Here is a 24598-nt window from a genome sequence, read left to right as displayed (position 1 = left end):
CGGCCCCAGCTCAGGCCGGCAGCCCGAACAGCTCGCTCAAGGCCTGCCGCATCGGCGCCTCGCCGACTGCATGCGTGTCGTGGTGCGAGCCGCCCGGCACCAGCACGAAGCGCTTGGCCGACACCGCCGCGTCGTACAGCGCACGGCCGAGCGCATGCGGGATCAGCCGGTCCTCGTCGCCATGCACCACCAGCACCGGGGCGCGCACGGCGCGGATCTTCTGGGCCGCGTCGAAGCGTTGCGTGATGAAGCGGCGGACCGCCGACCAGCCGCGGCTGAAGCTCGCCACCACGTCGGGCAGCGACGTGAAGCTGCTCTCGATGATCAGCCCGGCCGCATCGTCGACCTCGGACGCCAGGTGGATCGCGATCGCGCCGCCCAGCGAATGGCCGAAGATGTAGCGCGCATGGCCAGGCTGCCGGGCGGCGAGCCATTGCCACGCGGCGTGGGCGTCTTCGTAGGCGCTGGCTTCCGACGGCAGCTCGCCGCCGCTCTTGCCGAAACCGCGGTAGTCGACCGCCAGCACCGAGAAGCCCATGTGCTGCAGCCTGCGCAGGCGTTCGGCGCTGCAGCTCACCTCGTGCTGCGCACCGTGCAGGTACAGCAGCAGCGGCGCCTGCGCATCGGCATGCGGATGCCACAGCCCGTGCAGCCGCACCGCCTGGCCGGTGAGCGCGGAGTCGAAACCGATCCACACCTCGTGCATGTCGGTCAGCCGGCGCAACGCCCTGGCCTGCGACCAGCGGTTGCGCTTCTGCGGCCGGAAGATCCACTTGCGCTGCTGCGTGTCGATCAGCCGCTCGCCGGCGACCGCGGCGAACGCGGTCAGCGCGGCGGCAGGCCAGCCGGCACGGGTGAGGGCATAAGGAAGCTGCATGGCCGGATCTTCGGCCGCGGCGCCCTTCGCTTGAATCCCCGGATCACGCTCCCGCGTTCAGGTGGGCCACAGTTCTCGAAGTGCCCAACGCGCCCGGTTCAGTGCGCGTGCGCTTCGATCAGCTGCATCGTCTTGTTGGGCAGCTTGACGGCGCTCTTCTCGCGCTCGGCACGCGCCTCGTGGCACATCTTCATGCCGGTGTGGTGCTCCAGGATCTCGGCCACCCAGTCGACGAACACCCGCACCTTCGACGACAGGTGGCGGTTCGACGGGTACACCACGTGGAACGGGATCTCGTCCGACAGCCAATCGCACATCAGCAGCTCCAGCACGCCGCAGCTCGGGTACTGGCGGAACATGTAGGTCGGCAGCCGGCCGATGCCCAGGCCCGCAAGGCAGGCATCGACGTAGGCGTTGGAATCGTTCAGCGTCAGCGGGCTGTCCACCGGCAGCAGCAGCCGCTCGCCGTTGCGCACGAACTCCCAGTCGAACACCTGGCCGGTGCGCAGCGAGAAATAGTTCAGGCAGGTGTGCTTCTTCAGGTCGAGCGGGTGCTCCGGGCGGCCGCGGCGCGCCAGGTAGCCGGTGGTCGCGCAGGTCACCAGGTTCATCGTGCCGACGCGGCGCACCACGACGGACGGGTCCGACACCTCGCCGACGCGCAGCGCGCAGTCGATGCCCTCGCTCAGCAGGTTCAGCGGCCGGTCGCTGCAGCCCAGCTCCAGCTCGATGTCGGGGTAGCGCTCGAAGAACGACGGCAGCAGCGGGATCAGCAGCCGGCTCGCCACCGCGGTGCTCACGTCCACCCGCAGCTTGCCGGCCGGCGAGGCCTGGCTCGACGAGAACGACTCCTCGGCGTCACGAAGATCCTCGAGGATGCGCACACAGCGCTCGTAATAGGCGGCGCCGTCCGCGGTGACCGACACCTTGCGCGTCGTCCGGTGCAGCAGCCGCACCTTCAGGTGGCCTTCCAGCTCGGCGACGCTGGCCGACAGCGTGGCTTTCGGCATGTTCAGCAGCTCCGCCGCACTGGTGAAACCACCGGTGTTGACGACGCCGACGAAGGCTTGCATGGCTTTGATGGTGTCCATTGTCCTGAATCCTGAACAGTCAATCCGCGAAACGCTACTTTATAACTGATTCACAGACTAATACATTCCATGGTGCAACGCAGCATCGGGTTATTCCGGTGACTGTCGACTATTCGTCTCTGCTTTTTCCAGGATGACCCTCCAATGAACCTCCGACCCACCCCCCTGATGTTGTCGACCATGGCGCTGACGCTCGTGTCGGCTGCCCTGCTGTCCCTGGCCGGCTGCTCGCGCGGCGGTGAAGCGATGGCTGCCACGGCCGGCGGCCCGCCGCCGGCCCCGCCGGTGAGCGTCGCCGTCGTCGTGTCGCGCAACGTCGTCGAGCAGCAAGATTTCTCCGGCCGCATCGAGGCCATCGAATCGGCGCAGATCCGCGCCCGCGTGCCCGGCACGATCGACGCGGTGCAGTTCAAGCCCGGCGCGCTGGTCAAGAAGGGCGACGTGCTGTTCCTGATCGACCCGCGCAGCTACCAGGCCGAAGTGGCGAAACTGGAAGCAGCCGTCGCCAGTTCGAAGGCCAAGGCCGATCTCGGCCGCACCGAGCTCGAGCGCTCGAAGAAGCTGATGGCCGACAACGCGATCGCGCAGCGCGACTTCGACGAGCGTGCCGCCAGCGCCCGCCAACTCGAAGCCGGCGCGCAGGCCGACCAGGCCGCGCTCGCGGTGGCCAAGCTGAACCTCGAATACGCCGTCGTGCGCGCTCCGTTCGCCGGCCGCATCGGCAAGGCCGAGGTCACCGTCGGCAACCTGGTCGACAGCAGCGTCGTGCTGACCTCGCTGGTCTCGATCAGCCCGGTCTACGTGAGTTTCGACGGTGACGAATCCACGTTCCTGAGCATCGGCGGCGCCGCCCGCGAAGGCGGCAAGGGCGTCAAGGTGCGCACCGGGCTGACCAACGAAAGCGGCTTCCCGCACGAAGGCCGGCTCGATTTCATCGACAACCGCGTCGATCCCGCCTCCGGCACGGTGCGCATGCGCGCAGTGCTCGAGAACAAGGACGGCGCGCTGATCCCGGGCCTGTTCGCGCGGGTGCAGGTCGGCGCCGACGTCGGTGCCCCGGCCGCGCTGCTGATCAACGACACCGCGATCGGCACCGACCAGAACCGCAAGTACGTCTACGTCGTCAATGCCGAGAACAAGGCCGAGTACCGCGTCGTGCAACTCGGCCCGCTGGTCGACGGGCTGCGCGTCGCGCGCGCCGGGCTGAAGCCGGGCGAGCGCATCGTCGTCAACGGCCTGCAGCGCGTGCGCCCGGGTTCGCCGGTCGCGCCTGAAGTCGTCGCGATGTCGGGCGAAGCGGCCAGCGCACCGGCTCGCCAATAAGCGGCCTGCCAGAAAGAACATCGAAAGACCCCATGCGATTTTCAAAATTCTTCGTGGACAGGCCGATCTTCGCGGCCGTGCTGTCCATCCTGTTGTTCCTGGCCGGGTTGATCGCGATCTTCCGGCTGCCGATCTCGGAATACCCCGAGGTCGTGCCGCCGTCGGTCGTCGTCAGCGCGCGCTTCCCCGGCGCCAACCCGACGGTGATCGCCCAGACCGTGGCCGCTCCCCTCGAGGAAGCGATCAACGGCACCGAGAACATGCTGTACATGGCCTCGCAGGCCACCGGCGACGGCGGCATGAACCTCACCGTCACGTTCAAGGTCGGCACCAACGTCGAGCAGGCTGAAACGCAGGTGCAGAACCGCGTGCAGCGGGCGCTCGCGCGCCTGCCTGAAGAAGTGCGGCAGATCGGTGTCACCACCGTCAAGAGCTCGCCCAACATCACGATGGTGGTGCACTTGCTCTCGCCGAACTCGCGCTACGACGAGGTCTACCTGCGCAACTACGCGGTGCTGAACATCAAGGACCGGCTGGCTCGCGTGTCGGGCATGGGCCAGGTGCAGGTGTTCGGTGCCGGCGACTACTCGATGCGCGTCTGGCTCGACCCGCAGAAGATCGCCGCGCGCGGCCTGACCGCGCCCGACGTGGTCGCCGCGATCCGCGAGCAGAACGTGCAGGTCGCCGCCGGCGTGGTCGGTGCGTCGCCCGCGAAGGATGCGCCGTTCCAGCTGTCGGTGAATGCACAGGGCCGCCTGAGCACCGAAGAGGAGTTCGGCGACATCATCATCAAGACCGGCAGCCTCGCCGCGAGCGGCGGCGTGATCCGCCTGCGCGACGTGGCCCGCATCGAGCTCGGCTCGTCGACGTATTCGCTGCGCTCGCTGCTGAACAACAAGCCGGCCGTCGCGATGGGCCTGTTCGAGGCACCGCAGTCGAATGCACTGCAGATCTCGACCGACGTGCGCGCGCTGATGGAAGACCTGAAGAAGGACTTCCCGCAGGACCTCGAATACGCCATCGTCTACGACCCGACGCAGTTCGTGCGCGACTCGATCTCGGCCGTGATCCACACGCTGCTCGAGGCGATCGCGCTGGTGGTGCTGGTGGTGATCGTGTTCCTGCAGACCTGGCGCGCGTCGCTGATCCCGTTGCTGGCGGTGCCGGTGTCGGTGATCGGCACGATGGCGGTGCTGCTGGGCTTCGGCTTCTCGATCAACACGCTGTCGCTGTTCGGGCTGGTGCTCGCGATCGGCATCGTCGTGGACGATGCGATCGTGGTGGTCGAGAACGTCGAGCGCAACATCGCCAATGGCCTGAGTCCGCGCGACGCGACCATCCAGGCGATGAAGGAAGTGTCCGGCCCGATCATCGCGATCGCGCTGGTGCTGTGCGCGGTGTTCGTGCCGATCGCGTTCGTCTCCGGGCTGACCGGCCAGTTCTACCGCCAGTTCGCGCTGACGATCGCGATCTCCACGGTGATCTCCGCCTTCAACTCGCTGACGCTGTCGCCGGCGCTGGCCGCCGTGCTGCTGAAGCCGCACGGTGCCCCGAAGGACAAGCTGGCCCGCGCGATGGACTGGGCCTTCGGCGGCTTCTTCCGGGTGTTCAACCGCTTCTTCGACCGCTCGTCGCACGGCTACACCGGCGGCGTCAAGCGCGTGCTGGCGCACAAGGGCGCGACCCTCGTGGTCTACGTGCTGCTGATCGTCGGCGCGGTGTTCATGTTCCGCGTCGTGCCGTCGGGCTTCGTTCCGGCGCAGGACAAGCAGTACCTCGTCGGCTTCGCGCAACTGCCCGATGCCGCCTCGCTCGACCGCACCGAGAACGTGATCCGCCGCATGTCGGAAATTGCGCAATCGGTGCCGGGCGTCAAGAGCTCGGTGGCCTTCCCGGGCCTGTCGATCCACGGCTTCATGAACGCGCCGAACTCCGGCATCGTGTTCTACACGCTCGACGATTTCGACAAGCGCAAGACCGCCAACCTGTCCAGCGGCGCGATCGCGGCCGAAGTGAACAAGCGGCTGGGCGCGATCCAGGACGCCTTCATCATGGTGTTCCCGCCGCCGCCAGTGAACGGCCTCGGCACCATCGGCGGCTTCAAGCTGTACGTCGAAGACCGTGCCAACCTCGGCCCCGACGCGCTGTACCAGGCGGTGCAGGCGCTGCAGATGAAGGCCTGGCAGACGCCGCAACTCGCGGGCGTGTTCTCGGGCTACCAGATCAACGTGCCGCAGCTGAAGGCCGACGTCGACCGCACCAAGGCCAAGCAGCTGGGCGTGCCGCTGTCGGACATCTTCGACACGATGCAGATCAACCTCGGGTCGCTCTACATCAACGACTTCAACAAGTTCGGCCGCACCTACCAGGTGATCGCGCAGGCCGACGCACCGTTCCGCTCCGACGCCGCGGCGATCGGACAGTTCAAGGTGCGCAACGCGGCGAACGAGATGGTGCCGCTGGGCAGCCTGGTGAACGTCAGCCCGACCTATGGGCCCGACCGCGTCGAGCGCTACAACTCGTACATGGCGGCCGACTTCAACGGCGGCGCGGCCCCGGGCGTGTCGTCGGGGCAGGCGCAGGACATCATGGCCAAGCTCGCGACCGAGACGCTGCCGCGCGGCATCAACTTCGAATGGACCGACCTGACGTATCAGGAGATCCTGGCCGGCAACACGCTGGTGATCGTGTTCCCGCTGTGCGTGCTGCTGGTGTTCCTGGTGCTGGCCGCGCAGTACGAAAGCTGGACGCTGCCGCTGGCGGTGATCCTGATCGTGCCGGCGTCGATCCTGTGCGCGCTGCTGGGCGTCTACCTGACCAAGGGCGACAACAACATCTTCACGCAGATCGCGTTGTTCGTGCTGGTGGGGTTGGCGTCGAAGAACGCGATCCTGATCGTCGAGTTCGCCCGTGACCTGGAGCACCAGGGCAAGGGCATCGTCGAGGCCGCGCTCGAAGCCTGCCACCTGCGCCTGCGCCCGATCCTGATGACGTCGATCGCGTTCATCATGGGCGTGCTGCCGCTGGTGTTCTCGTCGGGCGCCGGTTCCGAAATGCGCCATGCGATGGGCGTCGCGGTGTTCGCCGGCATGCTGGGCGTGACGCTGTTCGGCCTGTTCCTGACCCCGTTGTTCTACGTGCTGCTGCGCAAGCTCGCGGTGGCGATCGAAAGGCGCTCCGGCGCTGCCGCGGCGCCGCTGGCGCACGACGCGACGCACTGAGCGACGACAAGACCATGACACACACTTTGTTCAAGACTTCCGCGCTGGTCACGGCGCTGGTGCTGGCGGGTTGCTCGCTGGCCCCGACGGTGCCGCAGCCCGATGTGGGCGTGCCGTCGGCCTACAAGGAGATGACGGCCGTCGAAGGCAGCTGGAAGGCTGCGGCGCCGTCCGAGGCGCAGCAGCGTGGCGCCTGGTGGGCGACCTTCGGCGATGCGAAGCTGGATGCGCTCGAGGAGCAGGCCGCGAAGGCGAACCCGACGCTTGCGTCGGCCGCTGCCCGCGTCAAGGCGGCCCGTGCCGCGCTCGGCAGCGCCGAGGCCGACCGCTGGCCGCAGCTCGGCCTGAATGCCGGCGTCGCGCGCAGCCGCTCGGCACCGGCGCAGGCCGGCGTGCCGGCCGGCACGCCGGTGTCGCCGTCGACTGTCTACACCGCCGGGCTGGGTGCGAGCTACGAGGTCGACCTGTTCCAGCGGGTCGGCAACGGCGTCAACGCCGCGAAGGCCGATGCCGAGCAGGTCGAGGCCAGCTACCGCTCGGTGCTGCTCGCGCTGCAGGCCGACGTGGCGCAGACGTATTTCGCGCTGCGGGCGCTCGATGCCGAAGCGGCCCAGCTCGATGCGACGCTCGCGCTGCGCACCGAGAACGTGCGCCTGATCGGCAAGCGGTTCCAGGCCGGCGACGTGGCCGAGCTCGACGTGGCGCGCTCGCGCACAGAGCTGTCGACGCTGCAGGCCGAAGTGGTCGCACTGCGCGGCAGCCGGGCGCGGATCGAGCATTCGCTCGCGCTGCTGCTCGGCCAGGCGCCGGCCGGCTTCAGCTTCGAGAACCAGCCGCTCGCGCTCGACGCCAGCGTGCCGGTGGTGCCGCCGGGCCTGCCGTCGGCGCTGCTGGAGCGCCGGCCCGACGTGACGGCCGCGCAGCGCAGCATGGCGGCGGCGACGGCACGGGTCGGCGTCGCGAAGTCGGCGCTGTTCCCGGCGCTCGCGCTGACCGCCAACGGCGGCTATGCGTCGAGCGAGCTGAGCGAGTTGTTCAAGACCAATGCGCAGTCGTGGCTGACCAGCCTGGTGTTCTCGCTGCCGATCATCGACGGCGGGCGCAACAAGGCCGCGGTCAAGCGGGCCGAGGCGCAGCTCGAAGGCGCGGTGGCCGACTACCGTCAGTCGGTGCTGACGGCCTTTGCCGACGTGGAGGACAACCTGTCCGGCCTGCGCGCGGTGCGCGAGCAGGTGAGCTTCACCGATGAGGCGGTGGCCTCGGCACGCCGCGCCGCGGAGCTGGCCGACAAGCGCTACCGCGCCGGCGAAGACAGCTACCTGCAGTTGCTCGAGGCCCAGCGCGACCTGCTGACCATCGAGCGCCAGGCGGTGAAGCTGCGCGGCACCTGGGCCACCACCACCGTCGGGCTGATCCGCTCGCTCGGCGGAGGCTGGCAAACCGCCCAGTGAGGTGACGGCCCGATCCATGTGACGGGAGTCACATGAATCGCGGCATGATGGTGGCCGATGTAATGCGGCCCGCCCGAGCACGACTCAGGCGGGTCGTTTCATCTTTCATCGATGGCGACGCCATCCCTGAACCACCGCAAGGAGAACCCCATGAACAACCGCCTGATCGCTTCTTCCGCCCTCGCTTCCGTGCTGGCCCTGGGCCTGCTGGGCCAGGCCAACGCCGCCGACGAGAAGGCGAAGGAAAAGTGCTTCGGCATCGCCAAGGCCGGCCAGAACGACTGCGCCAACCTGTCGGGTTCGCATTCGTGCGCCGGCCAGTCGAAGGTCGACGCAGGCGCCGACGAATGGAAGTACGTCGCCAAGGGCACCTGCAAGAGCATGGGCGGAAAGACCGCCGACGAAGCCAAGAAGAAGTGAGTCCGCGGTGAGCGCCGCCGCGAGGCCGCTCGCCGACCCGTGGGTCGGCATCGGCCTGCGCCAGCCCCACTACGCCGAGCTGCTGGAGCGCCCGCAGGCGACGCCGGCGCTCGGCTTCGTCGAGGTGCATTCCGAGAATTTCTTCGCCGATGGCGGCGCCGCGGTCGCGGTGCTGCACGAGGCGCGCTCGCACTGGGACGTGAGCCTGCATGGCGTCGGGCTGTCGCTCGGCTCGGCTTGCGGGCTCGATCCATGGCACCTGGACCGGCTGGCGCGGCTGGCCGAACGCATCGAGCCGGTGCGGGTGTCCGACCATGCGAGCTTCGCCCGCGCCCCCGCCGCTGCGGACGGCCCTGCCGTGCTGCACGCCAACGACCTGCTGCCGCTCGCGTTCACGCGCGAGGCGCTCGACGTGATGGTGCGCAACGTGACGCAGGTGCAGGAGCGCCTGCGCCGGCCGATCCTGGTCGAGAACCTGTCGGCCTACCTGGCCTGGCAGGACCGCGAGATGGGCGAAACCGAGTTCTTCAACCAGCTGACGCGCCGCACCGGCTGCGGCCTGCTGCTGGATGTCAACAACCTGGTGGTGAACGGCCTGAACCGGGCGCGCGACGGCCGCGGTGACGGTGAAGGCGACCGCGACGCGGTGCGCGAGGCCTGCGACTGGATCGATGCCATCGATGCGGCGAGCGTCGGCGAGATCCACCTGGCCGGCTACCTCGAACTGCCCGACATCGTGATCGACGACCACGGCAGCCGCGTGCACGCGCCGGTGTGGCAGGTGTTCGCGCACGCCGTCCGCAGGCTGGGACCGCGACCGACGCTGGTCGAATGGGACACCGACGTGCCGCCGCTGGCCGTGCTGCTGGACGAGGCAGCGCAGGCCGGTCGCGCGATCGCCGAGGCGAGCGCCCGATGAACGAACTCGACCGCCAGCAGGCCCTGTTGCGCAGCCTGTGGGCGCGCGACGATGGCGCGTCGCTGGCCGGTGTGGTCGACGAGCAGGGCGCCCGGCTGCTGCGCGGTTGGCAGGCGTACCAGGCGAACGGCGGCGCGTCGGCCGAGCGCGCGCTGGCGCAGCGTTGCCCGACCGTGCAGGCCTTGCTGGGCGAGGCGTCGTTCGCGGCGTTGTCGCGGGCCTTCTGGCATGCGCAGCCGCCGCAGCGTGGCGACCTGGCCGAGTTCGGCGAGGCCTTGCCCGGCTTCATCGAAGCGAGCGAGCAGCTCGCCGACGTGCCGTACCTGGCCGATTGCGCGCGGCTCGACGGCCTGGTGGCTGGCTGCGAACAGGCGGCCGATGCTGTTTGCGACACCGCGAGCCTCGGCCTGCTGGCCGAGGTCGATCCGGCCGCGTTGTCGCTGATGCTCGTCCCGGCGGTGGCCTTGCTCTCCAGCGCCTGGCCGGTGGCGAGCCTGTGGCTGGCGCACCGGCCGGGCGATGCGGCAGCCGCTCACCTCGATGCGGCCCGCGAAGGGCTGGCAGAAGGTCGCGGCGAGCACGCGCTGGTGTGGCGCGATGGCTGGCGTGCGCGTGTGCAACCGATCGCCGAGGCCGACGCGCGCTGGACGCAGGCGCTGCTCGATGGGCGGCCGCTGTCGGAGGCCTTGGACCGCGCCGGCGGAGGGTTTGCGTTCGAACCATGGCTGCTGCAGGCCGTGCAGCACGGTTGGGTCGCCGCTGTGCGGCGCCTGTAGCCCCGGATGCCCATCCGGCATTCCGCTGCGCTTCATCCGGACTGCGAAAGAAACGCCGCGTTCTGCCGACCAACGCGCATCGAATCGAAAGAGACACCCATGAGCCTCACCTTTGTGCTGACCCTGTGGCGCCGCTTCGTCGCGGTGCTGGAATCGCTGCAGCCGGTCGCGCAGCTGGCGGCCCGGCTGTACGTCGCGCAGGCCTTCTTCCTGTCCGGCCTGACGAAGATCCGCGACTGGGACACCACGCTCGCGCTCTTCAATGACGAATACCAGGTGCCCTTGCTGCCGCCCGGGCTGGCCGCGGTGATGGGCACCGGCGGCGAGCTGGTGCTGCCGGTGCTGCTGGCGCTCGGGCTGGCCGGGCGCTTCGCGGCGCTCGGGCTGTCGGTGATGAACGTCGTCGCGGTGCTGAGCCTGGCCGAGATCGCGCCGGCCGCGCTGCAGCAGCACCAGTTCTGGGGCAGCCTGCTGATCGGACTGGCGCTGTGGGGCCCGGGCCTGCTGTCGCTCGACAGGGTGATAGCCCCCCGGCTGCGCACTGTCACGGCCTGATCGAGCAACGCCCGCGGAACCGGCTCCGCCGGGCCGCTGGGTGGCGCCTCCTGGGGGGCCCATCCCCTCGGGGCACAATGCGGGATTGCACCCGCATTGATTGCCCACCCCTCGATGAAGCATCTCGTTCTGCTGGGCGCCGGGCCCGCCCACCTCCAGGTGTTGCGCGAGTTCGCGGCGCAGGCGTTGCCCGCGACGCAGGTCACGCTGGTGGCGCCGTCGCTGCGCCCGATGTCGCAGGCGGCGCTGCCCGGCTGGATCGCCGGTCGACGCAGCCTCGATGACAGCGTGACGCCGCTGCCGCCGCTCGCGCAGCAGGCGCGGGCGACGCTGGTGGAGGGCGAGGTGGAATCGCTCGACGCCGCCGGCCCCCGCATCGTGCTGGTCGGCGGGCAGGTCATCGAGTACGACGCGCTGAGCCTGGACCCGGCCCCGGCGATGGACCGCGACGCGATCCCCGGCGCGGGCGAACATGCCCTCTTCATGCAGCCCACCGAGCAGTTCGTGCGCCTGTGGGACGCGCTGCTCGCGCTCGCGCAGCAGCGCACGCTGAGCGTGGTCGTCATCGGCTCGGGCATCGCCGGCGTCGAGCTGTCGCTCGCGGTGCAGCGTCGCCTCGGCAAGCGCGCCCGCGTCGCGCTGGTCACGCATGGCGGCCCCCCGCTGCCCGACTTTCCGTCGTCGGCCCAGGGCCGCATGCACCGCATCCTGAAGCGCCGCAACGTCACCTTGTTCGAAGAGCAGGGCGTCGCCATCGGCGCGCGGCAGGTGATGGTCGGCGACGGCATGCGGCTGGTCTGCGACGCACCGCTGCTGGCCTTGCCGGGCCGGCCACCGTCGTGGGTCGGCGCCAGCGGGCTGCAGCTCGACCCCGAAGGCGGCGCGGTGGCGGTCGGCCCGACGCTGCAGAGCGCGTCGCACCCCGAGGTGTTCCGGGGCGACGACGATCCGGCGACGCTCGCGACCAACCTGCGCCGCTTCGTTGCCGGTGGCGCGCTGGTCACCGCGAAGACGGGCGGGCCGGCGCTGCGCTGGGTCGACTGCGGCGACGGCGATGCGCTTGTCAGCTGGGGCGCTTGGTCGTTCGAGGGGCGCTTCGTGGCCTGGCTGCTGCGCCGGCGCGACCGCCGCGATGCGGGCGCGCGGCAGCAGCTGCCGGCGCCGCCACTGGCGGCGACCTCAGAAGTCGAGCGGCCGGAAAACGAGGGTCATCGGTGACGGCACGCGGCCGTTCTCGTCGGGCGGCAACCGATTGGTCCTGTCGATCGCGCGCAGCACCGTCTCGTCCCATTCCTTGCTGGCGCTGGGCTTCGTGACGCGCTTGCTGAGGATGGTGCCGTCGGGTCCGGTGCGCACCTCGACCTCGACCTGCGGATTGCCGTCGATGGTCGTGATCAGCAGGATGTTCGGCCGGATCGCGCTGACGATCTTGCCCCGGTAGCTCGCGGTCGGCGCCGCATCGTGCGCGGCCGTGCCGGTGCTGGTCGCCGCGCCGGTGGCGCCGGCCTGGCCGAGGATGCGCTCCAGCTGCTTCTTGCGCTGGTCTTCAGTCTGCGCGGTCTGCCGTTCCAGCTCCTTCTTCTTGCGGTCGGCCTCGGCCTTGTCGGCCAGGCGTTTCGCGTCCTGGGCCTTCTTCTCCTCGGCCTTCTTCTCCTCGGCTTCCTTGTCCTGCTGCGCCTTCAGCTCCTTCTTCTTCGCCTTCTCCTTTTCGATCGCAATCTGCGGATCGGGTGCGGGCGGCGGAGGCGGCGTTTCGACCTTCGGCTCGGGCGCGGGTTTCGGCGCCGGTGGCGGCGGCGGCGCGGGTGGCGGCTCGACCGCGCGCGGCGCAGCCACTTGCGGCACCGCCGACCACAGCTCGGCCGACGCAGCCACCGGGTCGCTCGACTGCCAGTTGACGCCGAAGGCCAGCGCGGTGATCAGCAGCACGTGCGCACCGGCCGCGAACGCGAAGCCGGCGCCGACGCTGTCCTCGGTGTCGGGCCGCAGCGGGTCGCGCTCGCGGAAATGCAGCAGGGTGGCGGTGCTCATCGGTGCGTCAGGTCCCGGTGTTCTTCACCGACAGCCCGACGCGCAGCACGCCGGCGCGCTGCAGCGTGTCCATCACGCGCACCACCGCTTCGTACTTGACCTGCCGGTCGGCCGAGATCACGACCGGCGACTGCGCGTTGCCGCCCTGCGCCTCCTTGACGGTGGCGGCCAGCGCGGCGAGCTTCAGCGGCGATGGCTCCTTGCCATCGACGCGCAGCTTCAGGCCTTCGTCCTTGCCCACCACCACCTCGATCACGTGCTCGGGCTGCTGCTTGCTCTTGCCGACGGTCGGCAGGTCGACCACGCCGGTGGTGATCAACGGTGCGCTGACCATGAAGATGATCAGCAGCACCAGCATCACGTCGATGAATGGCACCATGTTCATCTCGGAGATCGTGCGGCGGCGCGTGCCGCGGCCGGCGACGGCGGGCATCTCAGCGCACCCCGGCCGGACCGGCGGTCCCGGTGGGGCCGGCAGGCATCGGCTGCGTCGCGTTGCGCTGCAGGATGTTGGAGAACTCCTCGATGAAGGTCTCCAGCTGGATCGCGATGCGGTCGATGTCGCGCGCGAAGCGGTTGTACGCGATGACCGCCGGGATCGCCGCGAACAGGCCGATCGCGGTGGCGACCAGCGCTTCGGCGATGCCGGGCGCGACGGTCGCGAGCGTCACCTGCTGCAGGTTCGACAGCCCGACGAAGGCGTGCATGATCCCCCACACCGTGCCGAACAGCCCGACGTACGGCGAGACCGAGCCGACCGACGCGAGGAAGGACAGGTTCGATTCGACCGCATCGAGCTCGCGCTGGAAGCTCGCCCGCATTGCGCGGCGCGACCCGTCGAGCAGCGCGCCGCCGTCGACCACGCGGCGCTCGCGCAGCTTCATGAATTCGCGCATGCCCGACGCGAAGATGCGCTCCAGCGGCGCGCTGTGCGCCTTCTGCGATGCGGCGTTGAACAGGTCGTTCAGGTTCTTGCCGGCCCAGAACTCGCGCTCGAAGTCGTCGTTCATCGTGCGCACCCGGCGCAGGCCGAACAGCTTGCCGAAGATCACCGTCCAGCTGCCGAGCGACACGAGCAGCAGCCCGGCCATCACGAGCTGGACCACGAAGCTGGCATGCAGGACGAGGCTGATGATGGAAAAGTCTTGGTTCATGCGATGGCGTCGAGGATGTCGTTGGGAATGCGGCGCGGCTTGAAGGTTCCGGTGTCCACGCAACCGATGCGGATTTCGCCCTCGGCCAGGGCCTGCCCGCCGCGGCGGGCTTCCTGCACGAGCCGCAGGCTGGCACGCCCCGATTCGACCACACGCACGCTGACCTCGATCAGGTCGTCGAGCCGGGCCGGGCTCAGGTAGCGCACCCGGGTGTCGGCGACGACGAACATCGCCCCGCCTTCGGTGCGCATGCGCTCCTGCTGGAAGCCGAGCGAACGCAGCCATTCGGTGCGGGCACGCTCGAAGAACTTCAGGTAGTTGGCGTAGAACACCACGCCGCCGGCGTCGGTGTCTTCCCAGTAGATGCGCAGCGGGTGGATGAAGGCGGGGGCGTCGGTGAACGTCATGGGCGCGAACGGCAAGCCACAAGGGGCTGCCCGCGAGCAAACGCGCGCGGTGCGGCGCCGATTATGGCTGCACGCGCTTGTAGACCGGCCCCCAGACGGGGTGGCCTTGTTCCGACTTGTTCAGCGCGAAGGCCGGATCCGCCTGGCGCGCGGCGCGGAAGGCCGCTTCGCAGTCGCTGGTGCGGTTGCTGGTGCAGTAGATGAACGCCAGCTGCTTGTGGGCGGCGGCGCGGTCGCGCGGCGACACCAGGCCGGTGGTCAGCGCGAGGTTCAACTGCTTCTCGGCCTCGGGGTACTGGCCGTCTTCATAGGCCCGGATGCCGCCCTGCAACGCGCGCTCGGCGGGCCGCGAGGTCACGTCGAGCAGGCCGACCGGCGCGGGCGGCGTCTGCGCGCAGCCGGCAGCCAGCAGCATGCCGGCGAAGGTGGAAACCAGCGTTGCAACGGGAGGCAGTCTCATGATCCGAATCGGTATTTGAGGTTGACCGGCTGGCCCGGCACGACATTGACCGTCGAACTGTAAGGCGGAAAGTCGTCGTTGCGAATGGTCACCACATGGCGGCCCTCGGCCAGCGTCAGCTCGTTCAGCGGCGGTGCGGTGCCGACCGACTTGCCGTCGACCTCGACCTGGCCCCACGGGCTGATCGCCAGCCGCACGACACCGGTGGCGGCGACGACCGGCGCGGCCGCGGCAGCCCGTTCGCGGGCCTCGCGGGCGCGGCGTTCCTTCAGCGTTTCCTTCGGCGGCAGCGGCTTGCGGCTGGTGTCGGCGCCGGAGCCGGCGGCCAGCACCGGTTCGGGCGTCGTGGCGGCGGCCACCGGCAGCGCGGCTGCGGCGACGACCAGCGGAGCGGACGCACCCGCGGACGGCGTTGCCGGGACATCGGAGGCCGCGGGGTCGGCAGCGCTCGCTCCGGCCGCGGGCTGCGAGGCGGCGACCGGTTCGGGCGCCGGGGCCGGCACCGGCGCCGCGGCGACGACCACCGCCGAAGCGGCCGGCGGTGCCGAGGCGGTGAGTTCGCTCGAGCGCGGCGACATCAGCGTCCACCACGCGGCGGCGGCGATGCCGATGCCGGCGGCGGCCACCAGGCCCCAGGCCAGGCGGTGGCGTCCGGCGGGCTGCGAGCCGGCGTCGTCGCTGCCGTCGGCGTCCTGCGGATGTTCTTCGAGCCAGTGGCGCAACTCGCGCGACAGCGCGCGGGCCGAGCGGTAGCGGTCGTCGGGGTTCTTCTCCATCGCCCGCGCGGCGATCTCGGACAAGGCCTTCGGCACGTTGGCGTCGACCTGGTGCGCGGTCGGCGGGTTGTATTCGGCGACGGCGCGGGTGATCTCGGCCAGCGAGCTGCCGCGGAACGGCCGCACGTCGGCCAGCAGTTCGTACAGCACGACGCCGAGCGAGAACACGTCGCAGCGCCGGTCGACCGGCTCCTGGCGCACCTGCTCGGGCGACATGTAGTACGGCGAGCCGCCGACGATGTCTTCGCCGTTGGAATCGTGCTGGTGCGCAATGCGGGCGATGCCGAAATCGAGCACGCGCGGCTGCGTGCGCCCGACCATGAAGATGTTGGCCGGCTTGATGTCACGGTGCACGACGCCCTTCGAATGAGCGTAGGCGAGGGCGTCGGCGACGCGGCGCACGATCAGCGCGGCCTGGTGCGGCGTCGGCCGCCAGCCTTCGAGGCGCAGCTGGCGCAGGTCGCGGCCTTTCAGCAGCTCCATCGCGATGTAGGCGCCTTGCTCGCTGGCGCCGGCGTCGAACACCGTGACGATGTGCGGGTGGCTCAGGCCCCCGGCAGCGCGCGCTTCGTTCAGGAACAGCGCATTGAACGAATCGCGCTGCTCGGCCGAGATCTCGAGGTTCAGGGTCTTGATCGCGATCAGGCGCGACAGCAGCGGGTCGTGCGCCGCATACACCACGCCGAGGCCGCCTTCGCCGATGCGGTACTTGAGCGCATAGCGGCCGATGTGGCCGATGGTCGGCATCTGGTCGGCGCCACCCATCGGCGGGTTGGTCGCGAACGTGGCCGCCGGTTGCGCCGGCAGCCCGAGGTCGGTGTCGCCCCACTTCGGCGCACCCGGCGTCGAGCTGGCAAGGTCGGGGGAAGGATCAGGAACAGGGCCGGGCATGAGGCGGGTTGGGTTCATGGCACGTGGGTCCACCACGACCGCAGCTTAGTGCAAGCACGTCGGCCCCTGGCAGTAAAAAACCCCGCGTTCCGTGCATTCGTAACATGCGCTTGCGAAAGTCGACAAGATGGTGCAAGGGGTTCAACGCCGAACCGACACCGGAACCCACAGCGTTTTCGGCTGCGGCGTCGACAGCAGTTTTTGCAGCCGTTGCACCGCGTCGTGCAGGTGTTCCATCGAACTCGCATACGACAGCCGGATGTAGCGAGCGGCCGCATGCGGTCCGAAATCGCGGCCCGGCGTGATCGCCACCTGCGCCTCGCGCATCAGCCGGAAGCAGAAATCCCAGCTGCTGTCGGCATGCGCCGAGCAATCGGCCCAGGCATAGAACGCACCATCGGGCAGCACCGGCACGCGCAGGCCCATCGCCTCGAGCGCCGGCACCAGGAAGTCGCGGCGCGCGCGGAACTCGCCGCGGCGGCGTTCGAATTCGGCGATCGACGCCGGTTCGAAGCAGGCCAGCGCGGCCTGCTGCGCAATCGACGACGGGCAGATGTAGAGGTTCTGCGCCAGCCGCTCGACCGGCGCGACGAGTTCCGGCGGCAGCACCAGCCAGCCGAGCCGCCAGCCGGTCATGCTGAAGTATTTCGAGAAGCTGTTGACCGAGATCACGTCGTCGCCGTGCGCCAGCGCGGTGCGGCCGAACGCGTCGTCGAAGCTCAGCCCGAGGTAGATCTCGTCGACCATCGTGAAGCCGCCGCGCTCGCGCACCGCCTGCACGATGCGGCCCATCTCGTCGAAGGCGATCGAGGTGCCGGTCGGGTTCGACGGCGACGCGAGCAGCACGCCGCGGGTGGCGTTCGTCCAGGCTGCCTGCACGGTGGCCGCGTCGGGCTGGAAGCGGTGCTCGGGCGAGGCCGGCAGCAGGCGGGCGACACCGTCGGCGGCCGCGACGAAATGGCGGTTGCACGGGTAGCTGGGGTCGGGCATCAGCACCTCGTCGCCGCGCTCGACGAGCGCCAGGCAGGCGAGCTGCAGTGCCGCCGATGCACCGGCGGTGATCACGATGCGCTCGGGCGCGACGTCGACCTGGAAGCGCTCGGCATACCAGCGGCTCAGCCGCTCGCGCAGTGCCGGCAGCCCGGTGGCCTGCGTGTACTGCGTGCTGCCGCGTTCGAGGCAGTCGCGCGCGGCCTGCTGCACCAGCGGCGGCGCGGTGAAGTCGGGTTCGCCGATGTTCAGGAAGATCATCGGCCGCCCGCCCCGTGCCGGGTCGCAGGCCGGGGTGCGCGACAGCTCGACCGCCGCCTTCGCACACTCCATCACGTAGAACGGTTCGATGTGGTCGAGGCGGGTGGCGAGCTTCATCGCGCGATCGTCGCTTCGGCGCCGCGTCAGCGCCGCTGGGCCCGGAAGGCAGCGACCTCGACGGGCCGCAGGTCGAGCGCCGCCTTGTCGAGCACGCCGTTCACGTACTTGTGGCCGTCGGTGCCGCCGAAGCTCTTCGCGAGCTCGACCGCCTCGTTGATCGCGACCTTGTACGGGATGTCGATGCAGTGCTTCAGCTCGTAGGCGCCGATCATCAGCACGCCGTGCTCGATCGGCGACAGGTCGGTGGTCCTGCGGTCGACGTGGCGGGCCAGCACCGCGTCGATGTCGGCCGCCTCGGCGATGCAGCCGTGCAGCAGCGCGTCGAAGTGCGCCGCATCGGCCTTGTCGAAGCCCTCCTGCTCGCGCATGTGCGCATCGACCACGCCGACGTCGGCGCCGGACAGCAGCCACTCGTACAGGCCTTGCAGCGCGGCTTCGCGCGAACGGCGGCGCGACGACTTGGGCTGCGGCTTGCTGCCCTTGGCGCCACCTTTGCCGGCGGGCTTGCCGGGCGCCGGTGCGGCCGCGGGGGTCTTCGGATCGTTCTCGCTCACGACAGGTCTTCCAGCAGGTTGGCCATCTCGACGGCGACGCGCGCGGCGTCGCGGCCCTTCTCTTCGACGCGGGCCCAGGCCTGGGCCTCGTCCTCGACGGTCAGGATGGCATTGGCGATCGGGATCTCGTGGTCGAGCGCAATGCGCGTGACGCCGGCGCCGCTTTCGTTGGACACGAGTTCGAAGTGGTAGGTCTCGCCGCGGATGATGCAGCCGAGCGCGACCAGCGCGTCGTAGCGGTCGCTCGCGCCCATCGCGTTGAGTGCGAGCGGCACCTCGAGCGCCCCCGGCACCGTCACGTGCTTGATGTGCTTGGCGGCGACGCCCAGCGCGGCGAGCTCGGCGATGCAGGCGTCGGCCAGCGCCTGCGTCAGCTTGTCGTTGAAGCGGGCCTGCACGATGCCGATGCGCAGGTCGGTGCCGTCCAGGTCGGCCGCCTGGCCCTTGTCTGCTGCTTGCATGTCAATCCAGTCGGTGTCGTTCAGTGTTCGGGGGCAACGAAGCCGGTGACCTCGAGGCCGTAGCCGGTCATGCTCGGCATGCGGCGCGGGCTGCCCAGCAGCTTCATCTTCGTGACGCCCAGCTCGCGCAGGATCTGGGCGCCGATGCCGTAGGTGCGCAGGTCCATCTGGGCGCGCGCACGCGCCGGGGCCGCGGGCGTTTCCTGCCAGTGAGACAGCAGCGACTGCACGTCTTCACCGCAGTTCAGCAGCACCGCGACGCCGCGCTCGGCGACCTGCAGGGTGGCCAGCGCCTTGTGCAGCGGCCACGAATGGCTGCTGCCGCGGGTGTCGAGCAGGTCCATCACCGACAGCGGCTCGTGCACGCGCACCAGCACTTCGTCGGCGGTGTCGACCGTGCCGTGGCTCAGCGCCAGGTGCAGGCCGCCGGTGCGGTCGCGGAACGCGGTGCAGTCGAACTCGCCCTGCGCGGTGGTCAGCGTGCGGCGGCCGATGCGCTCGATCAGGCTTTCGTTGCGGCTGCGGTAGCCGATCAGGTCGGCGATGGTGCCGATCTTCAGGCCGTGTTCCTTCGCGAAGACCTCCAGGTCGGGCAGGCGCGCCATCGTGCCGTCGTCCTTCATGATCTCGCAGATCACCGAGGTGGGGCTCAGGCCGGCCATCGCCGCGAGGTCGCAGCCGGCTTCGGTGTGGCCGGCGCGCATCAGCACGCCACCGTCCTGCGCCTGCAGCGGGAAGATGTGGCCGGGCTGCACCAGGTCGGTCGCCTGGGCGTCGCGGGCGACGGCGGCCTGCACGGTGCGGGCGCGGTCGGCGGCCGAGATGCCGGTCGAGACGCCGGTGGCGGCTTCGATCGACACGGTGAACGCAGTGCCGTGCCGGGTGCCGTTGCGCGTGGCCATCGGCGGCAGCTGCAGCCGTTCGCAGCGCTCGCGGGGCAGCGTCAGGCAGATCAGGCCGCGGCCGAAGCGCGCCATGAAGTTGATCGCCTCGGGCGTCACATGGTCGGCCGCGAGCACCAGGTCGCCTTCGTTTTCGCGGTCTTCCTCGTCGACGAGGATGACCATGCGGCCGGCGGCGAGCTCGGCGATCAGTTCAGGAACAGGGGAGATCGGCATAGCCCGACATTGTAGGCGGGCGACCCCGTCGCCCGCCGGGGCCGGCCGATCACGCGCGGGCCGGAGCCGTCGCGAGCATGCGTTCCACGTAGCGGGCGATCAGGTCGATCTCGAGGTTGACCGGCGACCCGGCGGCCAGCGCGCCCAGCGTCGTGTTCTCGATCGTGTGCGGGATCAGGTTGATGCTGAACTCGCAGCCGTCGGCACGGTCGTCGACGCGGTTGACCGTCAGGCTGACGCCGTTGACCGCGACCGAGCCCTTGTAGGCGAGGAAGCGGCCAATGTGCGCCGAGGCCAGCACCCGCAGCTCCCACGATTCGCCGACCGGTGCGAAATGCGTCACGCGGCCGATGCCGTCGACATGGCCGCTGACCAGGTGGCCGCCGAGCCGGTCGTGCGCCCGCAGCGCTTTTTCGAGGTTGACCGGGCCGGGTTGCGACAGGCCGGCGGTCTTGTCCAGGCTTTCGGCCGAGATGTCGATCGTGAAGCGGCTCGCGGCGGCTTCGAAGCTGGTGACCGTCATGCAGGCGCCGTTCAGCGAGATGCTGTCGCCGAGCTGCACGTCGTCGAGGTAGTGGTCGGGAGCCTGCAGCGTCAGTTGCAGGCCGTGGGAGGCGTCGGCGCCCAGCGGGCGGACGGAGTCGATGCGGCCGAGGCCGGAGATGATGCCGGTGAACATGGATCGGATTCTCGCAGTCAGAAGCTTTCCCGCGCCGGCGGGCGGGCGATCACCCGCAGGTCGTCGCCGATGCGGTCGACGGCATGGAAGCGCAGCGCGGCGGCGTCGTCCAGCCGCTCCAGCGGGCCGAAGGCGGCCAGCGCACGGCCGGCGCCGAGCAGCTTCGGCGCGAGGTACACCAGGTATTCGTCGACCAGGCCCTCGCGCACGAACGAGCCGTTCAGCTTGTGGCCGGCCTCCACATGCAGCTCGTTGATGCCGCGCTGCGCCAGGTCGGCCAGCACGGCCGGCAGGTCGACCTTGCCCGCCGGGCCGGGCCGCAGGATCACCTCGGCGCCGGTGGCCGCGAGCGCGTCGATGCGGGCCGCCTCGGGCGCCGCGGCATACACCAGCACCTGGCCGGGCGCGTCGAGGATGCGGGCGGTGGGCGGCATGTCGAGCCGCGAATCGATCACCACGCGCCATGGCTGCTTCGCGGTCTCGACCAGCCGCACGTCGAGCCGCGGGTTGTCGTCGATCACGGTGCCGACGCCGGTCAGCACCGCGCCGGCCCGTTTGCGCCAGGCGTGGCCGTCGGTGCGCGCGGCCTCGCCGGTGATCCATTGGCTGACGCCGTTGTCCAGCGCGGTGCGGCCGTCGAGCGAGGTCGCGGCCTTCAGGCGCACCCACGGCCGCCCACGCACCATGCGCGAGAAGAAGCCGATGTTCAGCTCGCGTGCCGCATCGCCGAGCAGGCCGGCGTCGACCTGGACACCCTGCGCCCGCAGCCGCGCCAGGCCCTGGCCGGCCACCAGCGGGTTCGGGTCGGCGACAGCCGAGACGACGCGGCCGATGCCGGCCGCCAGCAGCGCGTCGCAGCAGGGCGGCGTGCGGCCGTGGTGCGAGCACGGCTCCAGCGTGACGTACGCGGTCGCGCCCTGGGTGGCGTGGCCGCGGGCGGCCGCATCGCGCAGCGCCATCACCTCGGCATGCGGCCCGCCGGCTTGCTGCGTGTGGCCACGGCCGATCACCTGGCCATGGACATCGAGGATCACGCAACCGACCCGCGGGTTCGGCTCGGTCAGCCCGACGGCCTGCGCGGCCAGCGCGAGCGCCTCGCGCATTGCGGCGTGGTCGGCAGGGGTGAAGGCCGACGCGTTCGGCGTGGACGGCGAGGTGCTGGGCGCGGAGGCGGACATCGGGCGGATCAGGGTTGGTGCTGCACGGTGGTCTGCAGGGGGTCATTGTGCGTCCCCTCGGCGCCGAGGCCCGGGCAGGGCTGGTCGCCGCGGACCAGCAGGTAGTTCTGCTGGGACAGCGCGCCCTGCACCGCGGTGTAGCGCGCCGGGTGCTCGTCGTTGCGGTCGATCGCGCCGCTGCCGTCGAGGTCGGCGCTGTAGCGGCACACGCGCTGGCTGCCGGCCTGCGTGCCCACGCGCCAGCCGATGGGCTCGATCTCGACCCGGCCCGACCACCCGGCGGACGGCGGATCGGGAACGACGCAGCCATAGCGCATGAAGCGCGCACCGGCGCTGGCGATGGATTGCGTCGCGCAGCCGACGGGGCGCGACGGCGAGCCGTCGAGCACGAGGACCACCTCCAGCGGCAGCAACGCATCGCCGGGCGTCGACGGGTCGGGCGGGGCGCTTGCCGAGAAGCGCAGGTGGCCGCTCAGCACGCTGCCGCCGGCGGCGACGCAGGCGCCTGGCGTGCCGGTGCAGTGCGCGACGATGCCGCCGTCCGCATCGTCGAACACCCAGGCCGGTGAGCCTGGCGTGCCGGGCCGCCAGAGGCTTTGCCCGGGGGCGATCGCCAGCGATTCGAACGGGATGGCGATCGCGCGCCCCAGCGGCCGGGCGATCGCGATGTCTTGCGGGGCGAGGCCGAGCACCGCGTCGTAGAGGGGCGAGGGGCCCGAGACGCGCGAGCCGAGCTGCACGCGGCGCGGTCCGCCGGCGGCACCCTGCCAGTCCACGGCGACGCTGAGATCGCGAACGGCTGCCGCATCGTCCGCCTCGCTCGCCTCGCCATGCGTGAGCTTGAACGGCGGCGGGGACGCGATGTCCGGCAACGATGCGTCGGCGGCGCGCAGCCGATCGAATGCCAGCCGGGCCAGCTGCAGTGCATCGAGTCGCTGCCGCGCGGCGGTGCGTGCCTGGCGCAGCGCTTCCTGCTGGTTCAGCATCGATGCCGACACCAGCGAGACGATCAGCAGCGCGATCAGCGCTTCGAGCAGCGCAGCCCCGGTGGCCGCCCGGCCGGTGGGCGGCGAGGTGCGGGAACGGCGCATCAGAAATCCCGCCAGCTGCCCGGCGTGCGGGCGTAAGTGCCGCAGCAGCCTTGCAGGCGCTCGACGATGCGGCCATCGTGCTCGATGCGGGTCGGGCCGCTGAGCAAGAGGTCGTTCTCGGCCAGCAGCGCGCCATGGATGTCGGCGCCGGCGTCGTCGCGCCAGTCGGCCGTGCGCAGGTACAGCACGCCGTGGATCCGCACCGGACCGCGCAGGTGCACCGGGCCGTCGACGACCAGCAGCACCGGCCGGTCGGGCGAGCCGAGTTCGGTGGCGGCGTCCAGGTGCAGGCCGCCGTCGAGCCAGAGCAGCGAAGGAGCGCCCTGCGCCGCGAGTCGTTGCGCGATCGCCTGGTCGCAAGGCGAGACGCAGGCGAGTTGCCGGGCGGCAGGTTGCGCCCGCCATGCCGGCACGTTCATCCGGAAGGCGCTGGCGAAGAACTGCGCGGCGTCGAGCCCGGCGAGGGCGGTGTCGCCGGCGACGATGGTCGACAGCGGCGGTGCGCCGGGCGGTCCGATCAATGCGGCGTCGCCCGGGTCGACACCGGCGCCGCCGTGCAGCGTGAGGCCGCCGCTCCCGATGCCGTGGTGGGCCACGGTCGGCCCGCCGCGCAGCCGCAGCGCGCCCCGCACCGTGATCGCCGCAACGGGCCGGACATCGATCGCCGGGATGCGGGCCACATCGACCCACGCCCGCGCGCTGTGGAGGCCGGCGGGCACCCCCCGCCCCGGCGGCAGCAGGCAGGCGGCAAGGGGGCCGCTGCAGCCGATCGATTCGATCGTCGCCACCGCCGATGCGGCGGTGCCGAGGCGCAGCGCAAAGGCCTGCCGGGCCGTGCCGGCCTCGGTGCCCTCGATGCTCGCGCCGACCGGAGGGCAGCGGCACGACCAGCCGTCGTCGCCGAGCATGCACGACGGCATGGCCGCAGCACCTTGGTAGCGCTCGCGGAAGGACGGACCGCTGGTCGCCGGCCGGCACGCGATGTCGACCGGGTGGTCGTCGTTGAGCCGGGCCAAGGCCCATGCGAGGCCCGATTCCGCCGCTTCGGCAGCCTGGACCGCGCGCACGCGGTTGCCGGACGCCACCAGCTCGAGCCAGGCCACGCGGGACGCGTAGGCCGCGGTGAGTGCGAGGGCCACGGCGACCGCCAGTACCACCGCCAGCGCCGTGATGCCGCGTTGGCCTGGCGGCGCGAGAGAGAGCGGCTTCGCGGCGTTCATGCCGGGCATCCGCCGACCACGGCGTCGTTGCGCACGCGCGCATCGATTTCGGCCTCGCGCGGCACGCCGGAATCGGCGGCCGTGCCGGTGATCGCCTGCGCCCGCAGCCGGATCCTGAGGCGGCGTTGCAACTGGAACGGGCAGGCGCGCGGACCGGCACCGGCCGCGCCGGCCTCGGTATCGCAGCGGCGGCTGCAGAAGTCCTGCAGGTCGACCCGTCGGTAGTCGGGCACGAACTCCAGCCGCGTGACCCGCATCGACGAGGCATCGCTCAGCGCCTGCCAGGGGCCGTCGCCAAAGGCCATCTCGATCACGCCGCGGTTCAGCCGGTAGCCGAAGCGGACGGCGGCGGCGCCGGGTGCCGCCGCGACGGCGTAGTCGACGCTGACGCTGCGGCCGTCCGTCGGCAGCGCGATGGCGGGGTCGGGCGAGCTGGCCGCCTGCGCTGGCGCCGCCAGGGCGGACATGCCATGGCCGGCGCGGGCGAGATCGCGAGAGATCAATTCGACGATCGTCTGCAGGTCGTGCGCCAGGCGGATGTCGGCCAGCTGCCGGCGGGTGCAGCTGGACACCC

The 24598-nt window shown here is 70.7% G+C and carries 25 protein-coding genes; 8 read left to right on the top strand and 17 right to left on the bottom strand.

Going from position 1 to position 24598, the window contains the following annotated elements:
* Positions 1 to 10: 10 nt before the first annotated feature.
* The gene (locus ASC98_RS30250; protein ID WP_056816643.1) at positions 11 to 877 is read right to left on the bottom strand and encodes an alpha/beta hydrolase; all 867 of its coding nucleotides are present in this window, start codon (positions 875 to 877) and stop codon (positions 11 to 13) included.
* A gap of 98 nt (positions 878 to 975) precedes the next feature.
* A complete protein-coding gene (locus ASC98_RS09730) occupies positions 976 to 1968 on the bottom strand; it encodes a LysR family transcriptional regulator (protein ID WP_082541552.1) in 993 nt (330 codons plus the stop codon).
* A gap of 168 nt (positions 1969 to 2136) precedes the next feature.
* Here ASC98_RS09730 and ASC98_RS09725 point away from each other — a divergent pair, with 168 nt between their 5' ends.
* The 8 genes from ASC98_RS09725 to ASC98_RS09690 all read left to right on the top strand — a co-directional run bounded on the left by ASC98_RS09725 (position 2137) and on the right by ASC98_RS09690 (position 11851).
* Positions 2137 to 3291 (top strand): efflux RND transporter periplasmic adaptor subunit, encoded by a 1155-nt coding sequence (locus ASC98_RS09725; protein WP_235581215.1) that lies wholly within the window; start codon positions 2137 to 2139, stop codon positions 3289 to 3291.
* A 32-nt stretch (positions 3292 to 3323) separates the two neighbouring features.
* Positions 3324 to 6512, top strand: coding sequence for an efflux RND transporter permease subunit (locus tag ASC98_RS09720; RefSeq protein WP_056816635.1), 3189 nt, complete (start codon positions 3324 to 3326; stop codon positions 6510 to 6512).
* Between the two features lie 14 nt (positions 6513 to 6526).
* On the top strand, positions 6527 to 7963 hold the full coding sequence (locus tag ASC98_RS09715) for an efflux transporter outer membrane subunit (protein ID WP_056816633.1): 1437 nt from the start codon (positions 6527 to 6529) through the stop codon (positions 7961 to 7963).
* 150 nt (positions 7964 to 8113) lie between these two features.
* On the top strand, positions 8114 to 8383 hold the full coding sequence (locus tag ASC98_RS09710; protein ID WP_056816774.1) for a DUF2282 domain-containing protein: 270 nt from the start codon (positions 8114 to 8116) through the stop codon (positions 8381 to 8383).
* Between the two features lie 7 nt (positions 8384 to 8390).
* Positions 8391 to 9302, top strand: a complete 912-nt coding sequence (locus tag ASC98_RS09705) for a DUF692 domain-containing protein (RefSeq protein WP_056816631.1) — start codon at positions 8391 to 8393, stop codon at positions 9300 to 9302.
* The gene (locus ASC98_RS09700) at positions 9299 to 10078 is read left to right on the top strand and encodes a DNA-binding domain-containing protein (protein ID WP_056816628.1); all 780 of its coding nucleotides are present in this window, start codon (positions 9299 to 9301) and stop codon (positions 10076 to 10078) included. The genes ASC98_RS09705 and ASC98_RS09700 overlap by 4 nt, the downstream gene beginning before the upstream one ends.
* Before the next feature lie 99 nt (positions 10079 to 10177).
* Positions 10178 to 10633, top strand: a complete 456-nt coding sequence (locus tag ASC98_RS09695) for a DoxX family protein (protein ID WP_056816626.1) — start codon at positions 10178 to 10180, stop codon at positions 10631 to 10633.
* Positions 10634 to 10747: 114 nt separating this feature from the next.
* A complete protein-coding gene (locus tag ASC98_RS09690; RefSeq protein WP_056819906.1) occupies positions 10748 to 11851 on the top strand; it encodes an NAD(P)/FAD-dependent oxidoreductase in 1104 nt (367 codons plus the stop codon).
* Here the strand turns inward: ASC98_RS09690 and tolA are convergent.
* The 15 genes from tolA to ASC98_RS09615 form a co-directional block, all read right to left on the bottom strand.
* Entirely contained in the window at positions 11813 to 12664 is an 852-nt protein-coding gene (gene tolA, locus ASC98_RS09685) for a cell envelope integrity protein TolA (protein WP_056816621.1), read from the bottom strand. The genes ASC98_RS09690 and tolA overlap by 39 nt on opposite strands.
* 7 nt (positions 12665 to 12671) lie before the next feature.
* Positions 12672 to 13097, bottom strand: a complete 426-nt coding sequence (locus tag ASC98_RS09680; RefSeq protein WP_056816617.1) for an ExbD/TolR family protein — start codon at positions 13095 to 13097, stop codon at positions 12672 to 12674.
* Position 13098: 1 nt separating this feature from the next.
* Complete coding sequence (gene tolQ / locus ASC98_RS09675; protein ID WP_056816614.1) at positions 13099 to 13818, bottom strand: protein TolQ; 720 nt, start codon at positions 13816 to 13818, stop codon at positions 13099 to 13101.
* Positions 13815 to 14225, bottom strand: coding sequence for a tol-pal system-associated acyl-CoA thioesterase (gene ybgC / locus ASC98_RS09670; protein ID WP_056816612.1), 411 nt, complete (start codon positions 14223 to 14225; stop codon positions 13815 to 13817). The genes tolQ and ybgC overlap by 4 nt, the downstream gene beginning before the upstream one ends.
* 61 nt (positions 14226 to 14286) lie before the next feature.
* Positions 14287 to 14685, bottom strand: a complete 399-nt coding sequence (locus tag ASC98_RS09665) for a TssQ family T6SS-associated lipoprotein (RefSeq protein WP_082541554.1) — start codon at positions 14683 to 14685, stop codon at positions 14287 to 14289.
* The gene (locus ASC98_RS09660; RefSeq protein ID WP_082541555.1) at positions 14682 to 16352 is read right to left on the bottom strand and encodes a serine/threonine-protein kinase; all 1671 of its coding nucleotides are present in this window, start codon (positions 16350 to 16352) and stop codon (positions 14682 to 14684) included. The genes ASC98_RS09665 and ASC98_RS09660 overlap by 4 nt, the downstream gene beginning before the upstream one ends.
* 141 nt (positions 16353 to 16493) lie before the next feature.
* Positions 16494 to 17720, bottom strand: coding sequence for a pyridoxal phosphate-dependent aminotransferase (locus ASC98_RS09655; protein ID WP_056816607.1), 1227 nt, complete (start codon positions 17718 to 17720; stop codon positions 16494 to 16496).
* 26 nt (positions 17721 to 17746) lie between these two features.
* Positions 17747 to 18277, bottom strand: a complete 531-nt coding sequence (gene nusB / locus ASC98_RS09650; protein ID WP_056816604.1) for a transcription antitermination factor NusB — start codon at positions 18275 to 18277, stop codon at positions 17747 to 17749.
* Positions 18274 to 18738, bottom strand: a complete 465-nt coding sequence (ribH, locus tag ASC98_RS09645; RefSeq protein ID WP_056816600.1) for a 6,7-dimethyl-8-ribityllumazine synthase — start codon at positions 18736 to 18738, stop codon at positions 18274 to 18276. Before ribH ends, nusB begins: the two co-directional genes overlap by 4 nt.
* A 20-nt stretch (positions 18739 to 18758) precedes the next feature.
* Complete coding sequence (gene ribBA / locus ASC98_RS09640) at positions 18759 to 19856, bottom strand: bifunctional 3,4-dihydroxy-2-butanone-4-phosphate synthase/GTP cyclohydrolase II (RefSeq protein WP_056816598.1); 1098 nt, start codon at positions 19854 to 19856, stop codon at positions 18759 to 18761.
* Positions 19857 to 19905: 49 nt separating this feature from the next.
* Positions 19906 to 20535: a riboflavin synthase gene (locus tag ASC98_RS09635; RefSeq protein WP_056816595.1), complete on the bottom strand. Its 630-nt coding sequence runs from the start codon at positions 20533 to 20535 to the stop codon at positions 19906 to 19908.
* Positions 20536 to 20552: 17 nt separating this feature from the next.
* The gene (ribD, locus tag ASC98_RS09630; RefSeq protein WP_056816592.1) at positions 20553 to 21638 is read right to left on the bottom strand and encodes a bifunctional diaminohydroxyphosphoribosylaminopyrimidine deaminase/5-amino-6-(5-phosphoribosylamino)uracil reductase RibD; all 1086 of its coding nucleotides are present in this window, start codon (positions 21636 to 21638) and stop codon (positions 20553 to 20555) included.
* Positions 21639 to 21721: 83 nt separating this feature from the next.
* Positions 21722 to 22804: a hypothetical protein gene (locus tag ASC98_RS09625; RefSeq protein WP_056819904.1), complete on the bottom strand. Its 1083-nt coding sequence runs from the start codon at positions 22802 to 22804 to the stop codon at positions 21722 to 21724.
* Entirely contained in the window at positions 22804 to 24024 is a 1221-nt protein-coding gene (locus tag ASC98_RS09620) for a hypothetical protein (RefSeq protein ID WP_157597641.1), read from the bottom strand. The genes ASC98_RS09625 and ASC98_RS09620 overlap by 1 nt, the downstream gene beginning before the upstream one ends.
* A complete protein-coding gene (locus ASC98_RS09615; protein ID WP_056816584.1) occupies positions 24021 to 24596 on the bottom strand; it encodes a hypothetical protein in 576 nt (191 codons plus the stop codon). The genes ASC98_RS09620 and ASC98_RS09615 overlap by 4 nt, the downstream gene beginning before the upstream one ends.
* Positions 24597 to 24598: the final 2 nt, after the last annotated feature.

Source organism: Rhizobacter sp. Root1238 (assembly GCF_001425825.1).
Classification (GTDB): Bacteria; Pseudomonadota; Gammaproteobacteria; order Burkholderiales; family Burkholderiaceae_C; genus Rhizobacter.
Note: the sequence above shows the minus strand (reverse complement) of the source record. Positions and strands in the feature narration are given on the sequence as shown.